Annotated in this window: 7 protein-coding genes; 6 read left to right on the top strand and 1 reads right to left on the bottom strand. The window is 58.8% G+C overall.

Annotation, left to right across the window (positions count from 1 at the left end; translation table 11 throughout):
- The first annotated feature begins 234 nt into the window (after positions 1–234).
- The 6 genes from K5Y33_RS07970 (at position 235) to K5Y33_RS07945 (ending at position 8,299) form a co-directional block, all read left to right on the top strand.
- Positions 235–1,158: a sugar ABC transporter substrate-binding protein gene (locus K5Y33_RS07970; protein ID WP_222233647.1), complete on the top strand. Its 924-nt coding sequence runs from the start codon at positions 235–237 to the stop codon at positions 1,156–1,158.
- A 34-nt stretch (positions 1,159–1,192) separates the two neighbouring features.
- The gene (locus tag K5Y33_RS07965; protein WP_222233646.1) at positions 1,193–2,677 is read left to right on the top strand and encodes a sugar ABC transporter ATP-binding protein; all 1,485 of its coding nucleotides are present in this window, start codon (positions 1,193–1,195) and stop codon (positions 2,675–2,677) included.
- A gap of 14 nt (positions 2,678–2,691) precedes the next feature.
- A complete protein-coding gene (locus K5Y33_RS07960; RefSeq protein WP_101763421.1) occupies positions 2,692–3,723 on the top strand; it encodes an ABC transporter permease in 1,032 nt (343 codons plus the stop codon).
- 569 nt (positions 3,724–4,292) lie between these two features.
- The gene (gene nac / locus K5Y33_RS07955; RefSeq protein ID WP_101763422.1) at positions 4,293–5,210 is read left to right on the top strand and encodes a nitrogen assimilation transcriptional regulator NAC; all 918 of its coding nucleotides are present in this window, start codon (positions 4,293–4,295) and stop codon (positions 5,208–5,210) included.
- A gap of 1,169 nt (positions 5,211–6,379) precedes the next feature.
- Positions 6,380–7,339 (top strand): HTH-type transcriptional regulator Cbl, encoded by a 960-nt coding sequence (gene cbl / locus K5Y33_RS07950; RefSeq protein ID WP_101762578.1) that lies wholly within the window; start codon positions 6,380–6,382, stop codon positions 7,337–7,339.
- 114 nt (positions 7,340–7,453) lie between these two features.
- Positions 7,454–8,299: a GNAT family N-acetyltransferase gene (locus K5Y33_RS07945; protein WP_222233645.1), complete on the top strand. Its 846-nt coding sequence runs from the start codon at positions 7,454–7,456 to the stop codon at positions 8,297–8,299.
- A 264-nt stretch (positions 8,300–8,563) separates the two neighbouring features.
- Here the strand turns inward: K5Y33_RS07945 and K5Y33_RS07940 are convergent, their stop codons facing one another.
- Entirely contained in the window at positions 8,564–17,308 is an 8,745-nt protein-coding gene (locus K5Y33_RS07940) for an Ig-like domain-containing protein (protein ID WP_222233644.1), read from the bottom strand.
- Between the last annotated feature and the right edge of the window lie 981 nt (positions 17,309–18,289).

Here is an 18,289-nt window from a genome sequence, read left to right as displayed (position 1 = left end):
TGCTAATCATCACCGGCGAAATGAGTTGTGTCATCTGAAACGGCATTTCGAAAATAACTGGCTGATTAGTAGAAGGTTACACAGAAAAGATGCAGTAAACCGATAGCGTCAGACCAGAAGCCTTGCCTCTACAACCACAAAAAAAACGCCAGCGACGTTGGGTGAATGTAAAAGATATTTTTCATTCGCGGTCTCAGCCAACCTGAGCATGTTAACGAATAAGAAGGGTTACCTATGAAATTCAAAAAAGCGTTATTAACTTCCCTGTTAGTTTGCATGTTACCTGCCGCTGTCATGGCAAAAGACCTTCAGGTTGGCGTTTCTATGGCGCTGTTTGATGACAACTTCCTCACCATTCTGCGCACCGCAATGCAGAAAGAGATGACCAAAGATGGCGTTAAAGGCCAGGTCGAAGATGCCAAAGGTGACGTTTCACAGCAGCTGCAGCAGGTACAGAACTTCATTGGTCAGGGCGTTGACGCCATCATCGTTAACCCGGTGGATACCAACGCGGTGAAACCGTTGATGGATGCCGCAGCGAAAGCGGGCGTGCCGCTGGTGTTCGTCAACCGTAAACCGGCGGGCGAGTTGAAAGACAAAATGGCTTACGTCGGTTCGGATTCCGAACTGGCTGGTCGTCTGCAGATGGAAGCACTGGCGAAAGCGCTGAACGGTAAAGGCAACGTAGCCATTCTGATGGGCGACCTCGCTAACGAATCGACCCGTGACCGCACCAAAGGCGTAGAAGCAGTGGTAGCGAAATATCCGGGCATCAAAGTGGTACAGAAACAGACCGCTAAATTCATGCGTAACGATGCGGTAGACGTGGTGAGTAACTGGCTGACCGCCGGTGACGATATCCAGGCGATTGCCTCCAACAACGATGAAATGGCGATTGGTGCGCTGCAGGCGCTGGGTAAAAACCCGAACTACATCCTGATTGCCGGTGTTGATGGAACGCCAGATGCGTTGCAGATGCTGAAGAACGGCAAAATGGTTGCCACCGTATTCCAGGACGCAAAAGGTCAGGGCGAAGGTGCGGTTCAGGCGGCAGTGAAACTGGCAAACGGCGAGAAAGTTGAAAAGGTCATCAACATTCCTTACCAGCTGATCACCAAAGACAACATGGCGCAGTTCGAATCACGTAATCAGAAATAAAACCGTAACCGACTCAGCCGTACGGAGGTGATGTATGACCGCTTTTGCGCTTGAAGCCGAAGGCATCAGCAAGTTCTTCCCCGGAGTGAAGGCACTCGACAATGTCTCACTGCGTATTAAACCGGGGTCGGTACATGCCCTGATGGGTGAAAATGGCGCGGGCAAATCCACTTTAATGAAATGCCTTATCGGGATGTATCGTCCCGATAAGGGCACCATTCGCATTAAAGGGGAGCCGGTGCAGTTTCAGGACACCATGGATGCGCTGCGTTCCGGCATCTCCATGATTCACCAGGAACTCAATCTGGTGCCTTACATGACCGTGGCCGAGAATATCTGGCTCGGCCGCGAACCGATGAAGTACGGCTTTGTTGATCACGGCAAGCTGAACAAACAGACGCAGGAACTGCTGAACAAACTCAATATCCGTTTGAAAGCCGATCGTCTGGTTGGCGAGTTGAGTATTGCGTCGCAGCAGATGGTGGAAATCGTGAAAGCGGTGTCATGGAATTCAGACATCGTGATCATGGATGAACCGACCTCGGCACTGACGGAAACCGAAGTGGCACACCTGTTCACCATCATCCGCGACCTGCGTGAGCAGGGCAAAGCCATCATCTACATCAGCCATAAGATGGATGAGATTTTCACCATTACCGATGAGATCAGTATTTTCCGTGACGGATCGTGGGTTGGCAGCAACAGCACCAGCGAATACACGCGTCAGTCACTGATTACGCAGATGGTGGGCCGTGAATTAACCCAGCTGTTCCCGAAATTCAACGGTGAAATCGGTGGGGATGTGCTGACGGTGCGCAATCTCACCTGCAAAGATCGCTTCACCGACATCAACTTCACGGTGCGCAAGGGCGAAATCCTCGGCGTCGCGGGATTGGTGGGTGCCGGACGCAGCGAAGTGATGGAAAGCCTGTTCGGCATGGAGAGTTTCGACAGCGGTGAAATCCTGATTGATGGCGTGCCGGTCAAGATCGATTCGCCGTCAACGGCGATTGAGAAGGGTATGGCGTTCCTGACCGAAGACCGTAAAAAGTCGGGGCTGTTTCTGGTGTTGTCGGTGATGGAGAACATGAGCATCGTCAACATGCCCGATTACACCCATAAAAGCGGTTTTGTCAGCCACATCAAAATGGCGCAGGACTGCATGGATCAGATTCGCAAGCTGAACATTAAAACCCCCACCATGGATCAGATCATCAATAACCTCAGCGGCGGTAACCAGCAGAAGGTGCTGATTGCCCGCTGGCTGCTGGCGCAACCGAAGATCCTGATTCTCGACGAACCCACGCGCGGTATCGACGTGGGGGCAAAAGCAGAGATTTATCGCTTAATCAGTGAACTGGCGAATCGCGGCGTGGCCATCATCATGGTGTCGTCCGAACTGCCAGAAATTCTCGGCATGAGCGACCGCGTGATGGTTATGCACGGCGGACGTATAACCGGCATCCTCGATAAAGAAGAGGCCAATCAGGAATCCATTTTGTCGTTGGCATCCGAGTGAGGCGTGAGACACCTATGAGTAACGTAAAAATTACGGCCCCGCAGGCCGCAGAACAGAGTTCTTTCTTTGGCAACCTGCGTCACAAGCTGCCAAAAGATACCGGGATTTTTGTCGTGATGGTGGGCATTGCCCTGATTTTTGAAATTGCCGGTTGGTACGTACGTGACCAATCTTTCCTGATGAACACCAACCGCCTGGTGCTGATTATTTTACAGGTGGCAATCATCGGCATCATCGCGGTGGGCGTGACCCAGGTCATCATCACCACCGGTATTGACCTGTCATCCGGTTCGGTTATTGCCCTCACCGCGGTGGTGGCGGCCAGTCTGGCGCAAACTTCAGACAGCCTGTCGCCGATGTATCCCTCGCTGGTGAACCTGCCTGCGGTGATTCCCATCGTCGCCGGCATCGGGGTCGGGCTGCTGTGCGGCGTAATGAACGGCGTGCTGATCACCAAAACCGGTATTCCGCCGTTCATCGCCACGCTTGGCATGATGGTGTCGGCACGCGGTCTGGCGCAGTACTACACGCAGGGTAACCCGATTAGCTTCCTGTCAGATGGCTTCACCTCCATCGGCCAGGGCGCGATGCCGGTCATTATCTTCCTGGTGGTGGCGTTCCTGTTCCATATCGCACTGAAACACACCCGCTACGGCAAATATGTCTACGCGATTGGCGGCAACATGACCTCCGCCAAAGTGTCCGGTATCAACGTTAATAAGTACCTGATCATCGTCTATACCATCGCCGGTGCGCTCTCTGGCCTGGCGGGTGTGGTGCTGGCGGCGCGTGTCAGTAGCGGCCAGTCCAGCATGGGGATGGCGTACGAACTGGATGCCATTGCCGCTGCGGTTATCGGCGGCAGCAGCCTGATGGGCGGCGTGGGCCGCATCACCGGTACGCTGATTGGTGCAGTGATCCTTGGCCTGATCAAGAGCGGCTTCACCTTTGTCGGTGTCGATGCTTACGTGCAGGACATCATCAAAGGCATCATCATCGTCGCAGCGGTTTCAATAGATATGCATCGCAACCGTAAAAAACGCTAATACGCTTCATACTTCACGCTGTAGCGGCGTTGGCTGCGAAAATTCCCCCCGGTCACATAGTTAACTATGCTCCCGGGGCTGAATTTTCTTGCCGCCTTGCTACAGCGCGAATTATTTTGCGTAGTGACATTGTGCTCGATCGGTTCCCTCTCCCGCGCGCGGGAGAGGGTTAGGGTGAGGGACAACGCGCACCGCCCGCCACATAAGTTTTCCAACTGGCTAAACCCCTTCTTTCCCGCTCGTTTTGTTCCATTCCCGCCGTTTCTGTTCACTTTCTGTGTTTTCTGCACCAAACCAGCTCATCAGGTCATCACTTTTTTGCACGCCTGACTCGCATTTTCTGCCCCACGGCGGTGCATGTTGTTCAACGCTTACGCAAATCACGTCATCGCCCACGCTTATTAACTCCTTCGAGGTAATCGCAAACGCTTATTTTCCGTGCCGTTAGGAAAAATCTGCCAACGCAATTTTGCATCGCGAACAAACCTGGCCTGCATATTGCAACTTCATTCCCACAAGCCAGCAGGCTGAAACACCCAACTGGGTATTCGGGGATTGACGGAGGCAACATGAATTTAAGACGACTCAAGTATTTTGTAAAAATCGTCGATATCGGCAGCCTGACTCAGGCAGCAGAAGTGCTGCACATCGCGCAGCCTGCGCTTAGCCAGCAGGTGGCGACGCTGGAAAATGAACTCGATCAGCAATTGCTGATCCGCACCAAGCGCGGCGTGACGCCCACTGAAGCCGGAAAAATTCTGTATGCCCACGCTCGCACCATTCTGCGCCAGTGTGAACAGGCGCAAACGGCGGTGATCAACGCCGGCCAGGCACTGAACGGCCAGGTTTCGATTGGTTTAGCGCCGGGCACCGCTGCATCTTCGCTCACCATGCCGCTGCTGCACACGGTGCGTGAGCAGTTCCCGGATGTGCTGGTGTATCTGCATGAAAACAGCGGCACCTCGCTCAATGAAAAAGTGATGAACGGCCAGCTGGATATGGCGGTGCTGTACGACCGTGCGCCAACGGCGGGCATCAACAGCATTCCCTTAATGAAAGAAGAGCTCTATCTGGTGGGCGCAACAGCGTGCCCGGGTGCCACGGTCGATCTGGCCGATGTGGCGCAGATGAGCCTGTTCCTGCCACGCGATTACAGCGCGGTGCGTAAACGTGTCGATGAAGCGTTCTCGCTGCGCCGTCTGAGCGCGCGCATCATCGGCGAAATCGAATCCATTTCGACGCTGACGGCGGCGGTGTCCAGCGGCATGGGCGTGACTGTGCTGCCAGAATCTGCAGCGCGGGCGCTGGTGAGTTCAACCCATGCATGGATGGCGCGCATTAACAGTCCGTCACTCAATCTGCCGCTGTCGCTGAACATCTCGGCGCGTCTGCCGCTGTCGCCATCGGCGCAGGCCGTGAAGAATATTTTGCTGTCGCTGCTGAATAAGCCAGCGGTAGAGGACCGTGAATTGATGCTGGTGGGATGAGTTAAGCGCACTTTTCCCCTCACCCTAACCCTCTCCCATCAATGGGAGAGGGGACCGATCCCGCCCCATATTTAGCCTAACGCTCGTCAGTTAAGACATGAAAACCCGTCATTACCGAGCACACACATTGTAGCGGCGCAATTCATTGCGCGATAAATCGCGCCGCTACGGAAGGTGCGGTGATTTGATACGGCGCTTAACTGATCGGCATTAGCCCATATTCAGCCTCATGCTCGTCAGTTAAGACATGAAAACCCCTCCTTACCGAGAGCACACATTGTAGCGGCGCAATTCATTGCGCGATAAATCGCGCCGCTACGGAAGGTGCGGTGATTTGGTACGGCGCTTAACTGATCGGCATTAGCCCATATTTAGCCTCATGCTCGTCAGTTAAGACATGAAAACCCCTCCTTACCGAGAGCACACATTGTAGCGGCGCAATTCATTGCGCGATAAATCGCGCCGCTACGGAAGGTGCGGTGATTTGATATGGCGCTTAACTGATCGGCATTAGCCCAGATTTAGCCTCATGCTCGTCAGTTAAGACATGAAAACCCGTCATTACCGAGCGCACACATTGTAGCGGCGCAATTCATTGCGCGATAAACCGCGCCACTACGGAAGGTGCGGTGATTTGATACGGCGCTTAACTGATCGGCATTAGCCCATATTTGGCCTAACGCTCGTCAGTTAAGACATGAAAACCCGTAATTACCGAGCGCACACATTGTAGCGGCGCAATTCATTGCGCGATAAATCGCGCCGCTACGGAAGGTGCGGTGATTTGGTACGGCGCTTAACTGATCGGCATTAGCCCATATTTAGCCTAACGCTCGTCAGTTAAGACATGAAAACCCGTAATTACCGAGCGCACACATTGTAGCGGCGCAATTCATTGCGCGATAAATCGCGCCGCTACGGAAGGTGCGGTGATTTGATACGGCGCTTAACTGATAGGCATTAGCCCATTTTTAGCCACAAAGATCACCTCACCAACCAACCGCTCGATCAGCTCCCTCGCCCGCTTGCGGGAGAGGGCGGGGGTGAGGGCGTCCTTCAAACGACTCCTTATTACTATTCCGCATAACACACCGTTTTTTATTATTTGTTGCGATGACACCAACTTCATAACATGGACGAAACAGGGGCAGGAATCAGGAGAAAAGGGTGTGAATTTCCAGCAACTTAAAATTATACGTGAAGCGGCCCGTTGCGAGTTCAACCTGACCGAAGTGGCGAATACGCTGTTTACCTCCCAATCCGGAGTCAGCCGCCATATTCGCGATCTGGAAGATGAACTGGGCGTGGAAATCTTTATTCGTCGTGGCAAGCGACTGTTAGGCATGACCGAACCGGGCAAGGCGCTGTTGACCATTGCTGAGCGCATCCTTGATGAAGCGGGCAAAGTACGCCGCTTAGCGGATGTGTTTACCAATGAAACCAGCGGCGTGCTGACCATCGCCACCACGCACACCCAGGCGCGTTACAGCCTGCCGCGCGTGATCAAAGCGTTTCGCCAGCTCTATCCCAACGTGCGCCTTGAGCTCAATCAGGGATCGCCGCAGGAGATCGTCGCCATGCTGCTGGCCGGTGAAGCCGATATCGGTATCGCCTCCGAGCAGCTAGTGAATAACAGCAGCCTTGCGGCGTTCCCGTGGTTCAGCTGGCATCACTCGCTGCTGGTACCGCACGATCATGAACTGTTACAGCAGCAGCCCATTACGCTCGCCAGCCTGAGCCGTTATCCGTTAATCACTTATCGTCAGGGCATCACCGGCCGTTCGCGGGTGGATCGGGCATTCCAGGCCGCCGGTCTGCGCCCGGATATCGTGCTCAGCGCGCAGGATTCTGATGTGGTGAAAACCTACGTGGAACTCGGTCTTGGTGTGGGGATTCTCGCCGATCAGGCGTGCGATATTTACGAAGGCGAAGATCTGGTAAAAATCGACACCCATCATCTGTTCGATGCCAATACCGTGTGGCTCGGCCTGAAGCGCGGCCAGCTGCAGCGCAATTACGTTTGGCAGTTCCTCGAACTCTGTAATGCCAATCTGTCGCTGGAGGAGATCAAGCGTCAGGCGCTCTCCTACGAAACCGAAAACGAACCGGCCATCGACTTCCAGATTTGATCCAGCACGGTGCGGCGCAACCCGGCCGCACCGCCTCGCAACCGCGTTCCCGCTTTCATCCCCGCCCTGAAATGTGCTAAAGACAAGAGCATTTCCCGCACATCAGGAGCAAACATGATCAGGCTACGCGCTATGACGTCACGCGACATCGATTCCGGTGTTGCCCTCACGCAGCAACTGCACTGGCCGCATCGCCGCGAAGACTGGCAACAGGCGCTGACGTTCGGCGCAGGCACGGTGGCTGAGCATCAGGGCGACTACGCCGGCAGCGCGCTGGGGTTTCGCTGGGGCGAGCAGGCGGCCACCATCGGACTCGTCATCGTCAGCCCACGCTGGCAAGGGCAGGGCATCGGCAAACAGTTGATGCTGGCGCTGCTGGAACAATTCCCTGATTACCGGCTGCGGCTGCACGCCACCGAGAGCGGCAAACCGCTGTATCAGAAACTCGGTTTTGCGGTAACGGGCCAGATCCTGCAATATCAAACGCGCGCGCTGGCGGCGGTGCCGGCGTTAACGGTGCCAGCCGGTTTCACGCTGCGTCCCGTGTTGCCCGCAGAGGCACAACCGTTGACCACCTTCGATCACCAGGCGCACGGCCTGTGGCGTCCCGCGTTAATCACCCACCTGATTGCCGCTGCACAAACCCGCATATTGCTGGATGCGCAGCAGCGCGTGCAGGGCTTTGCCAGCCTGCGCCGGTTTGGTCACGGCTGGTCGATTGGCCCGGTGATTGCGCTGAATCTGGCGAGCGCGCAAACCTTGATTGCCGCCCTGATGCAGACGCTGCGCGGCGAGTTTGTGCGCATCGATACCGACGCCGCGTTACCGCTGGCGCATTGGCTGAAAACCCTGGGTCTGCAGCAGGTGGATGCGCCCACCATCATGGTGCGCGGCACGCCATGGGCGCCACAACCCGGCGCGATGCAGGCTTATGGTTTGATGACGCAGGCGATGGGATGATGCCGGATGAAGAGAGGATCGCTGCCGCGGCCGTCGCGGCGGATGCGGTGTACCGTGATCACCGCACTACGTAGCGGCGCGATTTATCGCGCAATGCCAGCCGGGGCGCAATGCCAGCCGGGGCGCAATGCCAGCCGGTGCGCAATGCCAGCCGGTGCGCAATGCCAGCCGGTGCGAGATGCCCGAAGGTTCTGAGTGGGTAAACAACAAAAAAAGCCACCGAATTTCGGTGGCTTTCCAGACAGATAATAGAGGATCTAACCGTTAAATCAGCTCGGTTTTCACCCCCTGCTGCACCAGCAGTTCCGCGTCGTCGCCGTGGCTGTACACTTCATACTCCACGCCCGCAACCGTCACCGTGCCCTGCTGATGCTGCCATTCGCTGATATCGCTGCCTTCCGGCAGAATATCTTTCAGCTGCACCACGTCGCCGGCATCGCCATTCACCATCAACTGGGTTTTGCCGTCTTCGATAAACAGATCTTTTTCGCCGTAATGCAGCAGCGCATCCAGATCGATTATCAGCGTATTATCCCCGCTGCCGCGAATATCAAAGATCTCCACCGACTGAATCTCCGCTTTATGCTGAGATAAATCGAGCAGCTGATCTTTACCGGTTAATTGCAGAGTATCAACCTGCGTTTCACTGCCGGTAATGGCGTTATCGGTTAATTCGTCGACGCCGTCGAGGAAGTGGATGAGGCTTTCGCTTTCACTAGACAACATTGAAGGATTGTACATATCTTTTTCAACAGTATAAATATTGTCAACGTAAGTTTGGGTACCATTTTTTATGAATGCAAAATCTATCATTTGATAATAAGGTGCATCGGTTGCAATATAATCTGCACTATCAAATGAAAATACTTTTCCAGCTTCGACTGTAAAGGTTAAAGTGTATTTTTTATTTAAGAATGAGTAACGAAATTGAAAAACAGTTTCTTCAGTACTGTTGTTCCAAAGAGTAAGTCCAACCTGTGAAAAAGAATTTGATTTTCCTAATTCATACTTATTTGCATCAAAAGTGAAACTTACATTTCCTCTTAACTTGAGACTGTGACTCCCCCAATCATCAGGAGCACCGTCAGGAGTTGTGACTACATCGACTGCAATACTGTTCGGAGTAGAACCAAACATAATGCGAGAATTTTCATTAAAGTTTATAGAAGCTGAATTATAAATCCCTCCCAGCTTTATATTTTCGAAGTCAAGTATTCCTGCATCACCTGGATATCCTTGAGTAATATTAAGCTCAAATGACTGGCTCCAGCTTTCCGAACCTACTTTTTTAACTTGGAATGCCCAGTCGCCTTTCGCCAGCGCCGTATCCGGCGTCCAGCTCCACTTACCATCCGCACCCGCCTTCACGCTGTAGGTTTTCTCACCCGACGCATGCTGCGCACGGATCATCACCACGCTGTTCGCCGGCGCGTTGCCGCGCAGGGTTGGCGTGCTGTCATCAGTGATGTCACCGCTGGCGAGGCTGCCGGTCTTAGCACCATAATTATCAAACGCATCGGTAATGGTCGGCGTCGGATCGGTGTAGTTCAGAATAAAGCTCTCTGACCAAGCGCTTGTGCCGCTGCTGTTCTCTGCACAGGCGCGGAAGTGCCAGTTGTCGCTGTGATCCAGCGCCGGCGACGTCCACTCCCAGCTGCCGTCCGCGTTTACCACCGTGCTGCCCACGTTCACCCACGCCTGATTCCACGGGCCGTTCTGGAAGTGAATGATGCTGCCCGCCACGCCACGCCCGCGCAGGGTTGGCGTGCTGTCATCGGTGTAGCCCTCGCTCTTGACGCTGCCCGTAACCGGACCGACGTCGTCAAACGCATCGACGATGACTGGCTTGTCAGGCGCCGCCGCAACGTATTTCACCACGAACTTGTTGCTCCACGCGCTATAGTGATCGCCGTTCTGCGCCTGGGCCTGGAAGTCCCAGGTGTTGCTGCTGCTCAGCGCCGGTGAAGTCCACTCCCAGGTGCCGTCGGCTCTCACCACGGTGCTGCCCACGGCCTCCCACGGCACGCCCGGCGGGCTGCTCTGAATGTGGATGATAGTGCCGGCCACGCCTTTGCCGCGCAGGGTCGGCGTGCTGTCGTCGGTGGTATCACCGTTCTGCAGGCTACCGGTCTGGGCACCAAAATCATCAAACGCGTCAACAATGATCGGCGTCGGATCGGTGTAGTTCAGAATAAAGCTGTCTGACCAGTCGCTTTGGCCGTTGCTGTTCTCTACGTACGCGCGGAAGTGCCAGTTGTCGCTGTGGTCCAGCGCCGGCGACGTCCACTCCCAGGTGCCGTCCGCTTTCACCACCGTGCTGCCCACGTTCACCCACGGCTTATCCCACGGGCCGTTCTGGAAGTGAATGATGCTGCCCGCCACGCCTTTGCCGCGCAGGGTTGGCGTACTGTCATCGGTGTAGCCCTCGCTCTTCACGCTGCCGGTCACCGGACCGACGTCGTCAAACGCATCGGTGATGGTCGGCTTGTCAGGCGCTGCCGCAACGTATTTCACCACGAACTTGTTGCTCCACTCGCTGAAGTGATCGCCGGTCTGCGCCTGGGCCCGGAAGTCCCAGGTGTTGCTGCCACTCAGCGCCGGTGAGGTCCACTCCCAGGTGCCGTCGGCTCTCACCACGGTGCTGCCCACGGTCTCCCACGGCACGCCCGGCGGGCTGCTCTGAATGTGGATGATGGTGCCGGCCACGCCTTTGCCGCGCAGGGTCGGCGTGCTGTCGTCGGTGGTGTCACCGTTCTTCAGGCTGCCGGTCACCGCGCCAAAATTGTCCCAGGCATCGTCGATGGTGGGCTGCATATCCAGCGCCGGATCGATGGTCAGCTGGAAGCTGCTCCAGCCGTTCTGGCCGGCCTTCTGCACCTCAAAGGTCCAGCTGCCTTTCGCCAGCCCGGACGGCGTCCACGACCAGTTGCCTGCGTTGTCCACGCTCACCGTGGTGGAGGCGTAGCTGCCGCCGTCCATTTTGTAGCGCAGCGTAATGGTGCTGTTGGCCGGGCCGCTGCCGCGCAGGGTCGGCGTGGTGTCGTCGGTGGACGCGCCGCTGCTCAGGCTGCCGGTCACCGGACCCGCGTTGTCGAACGCGCTGTCGATGCTGGCGTTGCGATCCGCGTTGGAATCGATGGTCAGCTCGTAGCGGCTCCAGTTTTCCTGGCCGTCCTTCTTCACCTCAAAGGTCCAGTGTCCGTCCTCCAGATCTGGCGCGGTCCACGTCCAGTCCCCGCTGGCGTCCACTTTAACCATGATGCCGCCGCTGCGGTCGCCATTGCTGTACTTCAGCGAGATGCTGCTGTTGGCCGGGCCGGTGCCGCGCAGCGTCGGGGTGCTGTCGTCGGTGGTCCCGCCGTTGGCAATGGTGCCGGTCACGGCGCCGAAGTCATCCCAGGCGCTGGTGATCACGGCATCGCGGTCCACGGTCGGATCGATGGTCAGCGTAAAGCTGCTCCAGCCGCTCTGGCCGGCCTTCTGCACCTCAAAGGTCCAGCTGCCGTTGGCCAGCGCGGACGGCGTCCACGTCCACTTGCCATTGCCGTCCACGCTTACCGTGGTGCTGGCGTAGCTGCCGCCGTCCATTTTATAGCGCAGGGTGATAACGCTGTTGGCCGGACCGCTGCCGCGCAGGGTTGGCGTGCTGTCGTCGGTGCTGCTGCCGCTGCTCAGGCTGCCGGTCACCGGGCCGACGTTATCGAGCGCGCTGTCGATGGTCGGGTAGCGATCGAGGTCCGGATCTATGGTCAGCTGGAAGCTGCTCCAGCCGTTCTGGCCGGCCTTCTGCACCTCAAAGGTCCAGCTGCCTTTTGCCAGCGCGGACGGCGTCCACGACCAGTTGCCCGCGTTGTCCACGCTCACCGTGGTGGAGGCGTAGCTGCCGCTGCCGAGCTTGTAGCGCAGCGTGATGGTGCTGTTGGCCGGGCCGGTGCCGCGCAGCGTCGGGGTGCTGTCGTCGGTGATCCCGCCGTTGGCAATGGTGCCGGTCACGGCGCCGAAGTCATCCCAGGCGCTGTTAATCACGGCATCGCGGTCCACGGTGGGATCGATGGTCAGCTGGAAGCTGCTCCAGCCGCTCTGGCCGCTCTTCTGCACCTCAAAGGTCCAGCTGCCTTTTGCCAGCGTATTTGGCGTCCATGACCAGGTGCCGTTTACGTCCACGCTCACCGTGGTAGAGGCATAGCTGCCGCCGTCCATTTTATAGCGCAGCGTAATGGTGCCGCTGGCCGGGCCGCTGCCGCGCAGGGTCGGCGTGGTGTCATCGGTGCTGCTGCCGCTGCTCAGGCTGCCGGTCACCGGGCCGACGTTGTCGAACGCGCTGTCGATGGTGGCATTGCGATCCAGGTTTGGATCGATGGTCAGCTTAAAGCTGCTCCAGCCGCTCTGGCCGTCCTTCTGCACCTCAAAGGTCCAGCTGCCTTTCGCCAGCGTATTTGGCGTCCATGACCAGTTGCCGCTGGCATCCACGCTCGCGCTGTCGATGGTGTAGCCACCGTTGCCGAGCTTGTAGCGCAGGGTGATAACGCTGTTGGCCGGGCCGGTACCGCGCAGGGTCGGCGTGGTGTCGTCGGTGGTCGCGCCGCTGCTCAGGCTGCCGGTCACCGGGCCCACGTTGTCGAGCGCGCTGTCGATGGTCGGGTAGCGATCGAGGTCCGGATCGATGGTCAGCTGGAAGCTGCTCCAGCCGTTCTGGCCGGCCTTCTGCACCTCAAAGGTCCAGCTGCCTTTCGCCAGCCCGGACGGCGTCCACGACCAGTTACCTGCGTTGTCCACGCTCACCGTGGTGGAGGCGTAGCTGCCGGTGCCGAGCTTGTAGCGCAGCGTGATGGTGCCGTTGGACGGGCCGCTGCCGCGCAGGGTCGGCGTGCTGTCGTCGGTGGACGCGCCGCTGCTCAGGCTGCCGGTCACCGGACCCGCGTTGTCGAACGCGCTGTCGATGCTGGCGTTGCGATCCGCGTTGGAATCAATGGTCAGCTCGTAGCGGCTCCAGTTTTCCTGGCCGTCCTTCTTCACCTCAAAGGTCCAGTGTCCGTCCTCCAGATCTGGCGCGGTCCACGTCCAGTTCCCGCTGGCATCCACTTTAACCATGATGCCGCCGCTGCGGTCGCCGTTGCTGTACTTCAGCGTGATGCTGCTGTTGGCCGGGCCGGTGCCGCGCAGCGTCGGGGTGCTGTCGTCGGTGGTCCCGCCGTTGGCAATGGTGCCGGTCACGGCGCCGAAGTCATCCCAGGCGCTGTTGATCACGGCATCGCGGTCCACGGTGGGATCGATGGTCAGCTGGAAGCTGCTCCAGCCGCTCTGGCCGGCCTTCTGCACCTCAAAGGTCCAGCTGCCGTTGGCCAGCGCGGACGGCGTCCACGTCCACTTGCCGTTGCCGTCCACGCTTACCGTGGTGCTGGCGTAATTGCCGCTGCCAAGCTTGTAGCGCAGGGTGATAACGCTGTTGGCCGGGCCGCTGCCGCGCAGGGTTGGCGTGCTGTCGTCGGTGCTGCTGCCGCTGCTCAGGCTGCCGGTCACCGGGCCGACGTTATCCAGCGCGCTGTCGATGGTCGGGTAACGATCGAGGTCCGGATCGATGGTCAGCTGGAAGCTGTTCCAGCCGCTCTGGCCGGCGTTCTGCACCTCAAAGGTCCAGCTGCCTTTTGCCAGCCCGGACGGCGTCCACGACCAGTTGCCTGCGTTATCCACGCTCACCGTGGTGGAGGCGTAGCTGCCGCTGCCGAGCTTGTAGCGCAGCGTGATGGTGCTGTTGGCCGGGCCGGTGCCGCGCAGCGTCGGGGTGCTGTCATCGGTGGACGCGCCGCTGCTCAGGCTGCCGGTTACCGGGCCGACGTTGTCCAGCGCATCGGTAATCACCGGTCCGGCGGCAGCAACGTACTTCAGAATAAATTTCCCGGTCCAGCCGCTGATAACGTCGCCGTTTTGCGCCTTCGCGTGAAACTCCCAGGTGCCGTTTTTGCTCAGCACCGGTGAGGTCCACTCCCAGGTGCCGTCCGCTTTAACGACGGTGCTGCCCACATTAACCCAGGAACCGCCCGCCAGGCCGTTCTGGAAGTGGATGATGGTGCCGGCCACGCCGGTACCGCGCAGGGTTGGCGTGTTGTCATCGGTGGTGTCACCGCTTGTCAGGCTGCCGGTTACCGCGCCAAAGTCGTCCCAGGCGCTGTCAATGGTTGGCTTCAGGTCCAGCGCCGGATCGATGGTCAGCTTAAAGCTGCTCCAGCCGCTCTGGCCGTCCTTCTGTACCTCAAAGGTCCAGCTGCCTTTTGCCAGCGTATTTGGCGTCCACGACCAGTTGCCGTCTGCATCCACGCTCGCGCTGTCGAGGGTGTAGCCACCGTTACCGAGCTTGTAGCGCAGGGTGATAACGCTGTTGGCCGGGCCGGTACCGCGCAGGGTCGGCGTGGTGTCGTCGGTGGACGCGCCGCTGCTCAGGCTGCCGGTCACCGGTCCGACGTTGTCGAGCGCGCTGTCGATGGTCGGGTAGCGATCGAGGTCCGGATCGATGGTCAGCTTAAAGCTGCTCCAGCCGTTCTGGCCGGCCTTCTGCACCTCAAAGGTCCAGCTGCCCTTCGCCAGCGTATCCGGCGTCCACGACCAGTTGCCGTCTGCATCCACGCTCACGCTGTCGAGGGTATAGCTACCGTTGCCGAGCTTGTAGCGCAGGGTGATAACGCTGTTGGTCGGGCCGGTGCCGCGCAGGGTTGGCGTGGTGTCATCGGTGGACGCGCCGCTGCTCAGGCTGCCGGTCACCGGGCCCGCGTTGTCCAGCGCGCTGTCGATGCTGGCGTTGCGATCGGCATTGGGATCGATGGTGAGCGTAAAGCTGCTCCAGTCCATCTGACCGCTCTTCTTCACCTCGAAGGTCCAGCTGCCGCTGGCCAGCTCCGGCGGCGTCCACGACCAGTTGCCGCCTGCGTCTGCTTTTATGCTGGCGCTGGCATAGTGGCCGTCGCCCAGGGTGTAGCGCAGGATCACCAGGCTGTTGGCTTCGGCGCGACCGTGCAGCGCTGGCGTGCTGTCGTCGGTCCTGCCGCCGCTGCCGAGGTTGCCGGTCACGGGACCGAAGTCATCCACCGCGTAATCGATGACGGGCGCAAAGCCGCCGTCGCTTTCGGAAACAATGATCAGATCGAAACTGTCGTTCCAGTGCGTCTGCCCCAGAGATTTGACGTCGAACGACCACTGGCCGGCGGCCAGCTCAGTGTCCGGCGTCCAGCTCCAGCGGCCGGTGCTGTCGGCGTCAACGGTGACGGAGGCAGCAGCGCCGCCCGCCAGCGTATAGCGGATCACCACCTGGCTGTTGGCTTCCGCCCGGCCCTGGAAGGTGGGCGTGGCGTCGTCGGTGATGGCGCCGCTTTCCAGCAGGCCGGTGGCATCGCCGAAGTCGTCGATAACCGTTTCAAAGCGGGGGCGCAGGACGATATCGGACGGGCTGACGATCTCCAGCTCAAACAGCGCCGAGGCGACGTCGCCGGTGCTGGCCTGGAATTCATAGCGGCCGTACGGCAGGTTGCTGCCCGGCGTCCAGCTCCAGGTCTCGCCGCTGACGGTGGCGGTGGCGCTGCCGGCCCAGGTCGGGCTGCCGGCGAGGCGGTAATAGACGATAACGGTGTCAGCGGCGGAGACCTCGCCGCGCAGGGTCGGCGTGGCGTCGTCGGTGAGCGCGCCGTTGCCGAGCGCGCCGGTGAAGCTGCCCGCGTCGTCAAGCGCATCGGTAATGGTAACCGTGACGTTGTCGCCGGCAATCACGATGTCAAACGCCGCCGAAGGCGCGCCGGCGCGCAGCTGCTTACCAAAGGTCTCTTCGGCCATCAGGCGCAGGCTGTTAATGCCGTCTTTTAAGTCCTGCGATGGCTCCATCACCCACTTGCCGGTGACCTTGTCCGCCACCGCGCTGCCGATTTTTTCATTTTTGTCGTTGAGCAGGTAAACGGTGCTGCCTTTCTGCGCGATGCCGGTCAGCGTCGGGCGTTTGTCGTCGGTAGCCTTGCCGGCGTCAAAGCTGCCGGTCACGGCGCCCTGGTCGTCGTAGAGGTTAATCAGCTCCGGCGCGTCCGGCGCGGTGGTATCCACAATCATGGTGCCGAGCGTCGGCGGGTTGCGGTTGCCGGCGTTGTCAAAGTGGCGGAGGGAGAAGCTGTACTCGCCGTCGGCGTAGGGCGTCGGCGCTTCCCAGCGGTAAAAGCCTTCATCGTTTACCGGGACGCGGAAGGTGTCGGTGCCGATGACCAGCTCAATAAAGCCGCCGGGCTCCAGCTTCTCTTTGTTACCAAACACCAGTTTGCCGTCGGCGCTTTCAAAGTAGAGGGTCTTGCTGCGGGCCAGCGGTTCGGTGGCGGCCGGTGCGGCTTCGCTGACCGGCGCGGCGGCCGCGTCACCGGTGTGTTCAACCTGCGCGCTGCCGTTGCCGGTAATGATGTTGAACGGCGCAGACGGCGTGCCGGCGCGCAGCTGTTTACCAAAGGTCTCTTCGGCCACCAGGCGCAGGCTGTTGCTGCCGTCTTTCAAGTCCTGCGCTGGCTCCATCACCCACTTGCCGGTGACCTTGTCCGCCACCGCGCTGCCGATTTTTTCATTTTTGTCGTTGAGCAGGTAAACGGTGCTGCCTTTCTGCGCGATGCCGGTCAGCGTCGGGCGTTTGTCGTCGGTGGCCTTGCCGGCGTCGAAGCTGCCGGTTTTGTCGCCCTGGTCGTCGTAGAGGTTAAGCAGTTCAGGGGCGGCGGGGGCGCTGGTGTCAACAATCACGGTGCCGAGCGTCGGCGGGTTGCGGTTGCCGGCGTTATCAAAGTGGCGGATGGAGAAGCTGTAGTGGCCGTCGGCGTAGGCGGAAGGCGCTTCCCAGCGGTAAAAGCCTTTGTCGTCTACGGGGACGCGGAAGGTGTCGGTGCCGATGACCAGCTCAATAAAGCCACCGGGCTCCAGCTTCTCATTGTTACCAAACACTAGCTTGCCGTCGGCGCTTTCAAAGTAAAGGGTCTGGCTGCGGGCAAATAAATCAATCATAAGAATCGTCCATAATGTGTTGTCAATGTAAGTGCGACGCGGTTTACACGACATCGCACAGCGGCGGGAATGTTAGAGCAGCGCGTTACGGACTCGTATCAAGAACCGTCTGCAAAGAAGGAAAATTCCTGGTGGAGCGTAGCGGCGCAATTTATTGCGCAATGCCGGATGAGGGCACGGTGCCGCTGTCAGCATGCGCGATAAATCGCGCCGCAACGGAGATGTGCGGATTGTTTGCGTTGTGATGATGGCTGCCGGGCAATGTAGCGGCGCAATTTATTGCGCAATGCCGGATGGGGGCACGGTGCCGCTGTCAGCACGCGCGATAAATCGCGCCGCAACGGAGATGTGCGGATTGTTTGCGTTGTGATGATGGCTGCCGGGCAATGTAGCGGCGCAATTTATTGCGCAATGCCGGATGAGGGCACGGTGCCACCGTCGGCACGCGCGATAAATCGCGCCGCAACGGAGATGTGCGGGTTGTTTGCGTTGTGATAATGGCTGCTGCCCCTGTAGCGGCGCAATTTATTGCGCAATGCCGGATGGGGGCACGGTGCCGCTGTCAGCATGCGCGATAAATCGCGCCGCAACGGAGATGTGCGGATTGTATGCGTTGTGATGATGACTGCTGCCCCTGTAGCGGCGCAATTTATTGCGCAATGCCGGGCGGGGCACGGTGCCGCCGTCAGCATGCGCGATAAATCGCGCCGCAACGGAGATGTGCGGATTGTTTGCGTTGTGATGAAGGCTGCTGGGCAAGGTAGCGGCGCAATTTATTGCGCAATGCCGGGCGGGGGCACGGTGCCGCTGTCAGCATGCGCGATAAATCGCGCCGCTACGGAGATGTGCGGATTGTTTGCGTGGCGATGAAGGCTGCCGGGCAATGTAGCGGCGCAATTTATTGCGCAATGCCGGATGGGGGCACGGTGCCGCTGTCAGCATGCGCGATAAATCGCGCCGCAACGGTGACGTGCGGATGGT

This window comes from Pantoea sp. DY-17 (assembly GCF_019795975.1).
Taxonomy (GTDB): Bacteria; Pseudomonadota; Gammaproteobacteria; order Enterobacterales; family Enterobacteriaceae; genus Pantoea; species Pantoea leporis.
This window is presented reverse-complemented; position numbering and strand designations above follow the sequence as displayed.

Bases quoted from the DNA above. Each gene is read 5' to 3' on its own strand.
- K5Y33_RS07970 (WP_222233647.1), top strand. From the start codon at position 235: ATGAAATTCAAAAAAGCGTTATTAACTTCCCTGTTAGTTTGCATGTTA.
- K5Y33_RS07965 (WP_222233646.1), top strand. From the start codon at position 1,193: ATGACCGCTTTTGCGCTTGAAGCCGAAGGCATCAGCAAGTTCTTCCCC.
- K5Y33_RS07960 (WP_101763421.1), top strand. From the start codon at position 2,692: ATGAGTAACGTAAAAATTACGGCCCCGCAGGCCGCAGAACAGAGTTCT.
- nac (WP_101763422.1), top strand. From the start codon at position 4,293: ATGAATTTAAGACGACTCAAGTATTTTGTAAAAATCGTCGATATCGGC.
- K5Y33_RS07945 (WP_222233645.1), top strand. From the start codon at position 7,454: ATGATCAGGCTACGCGCTATGACGTCACGCGACATCGATTCCGGTGTT.
- K5Y33_RS07940 (WP_222233644.1), bottom strand. From the start codon at position 17,308: ATGATTGATTTATTTGCCCGCAGCCAGACCCTTTACTTTGAAAGCGCC.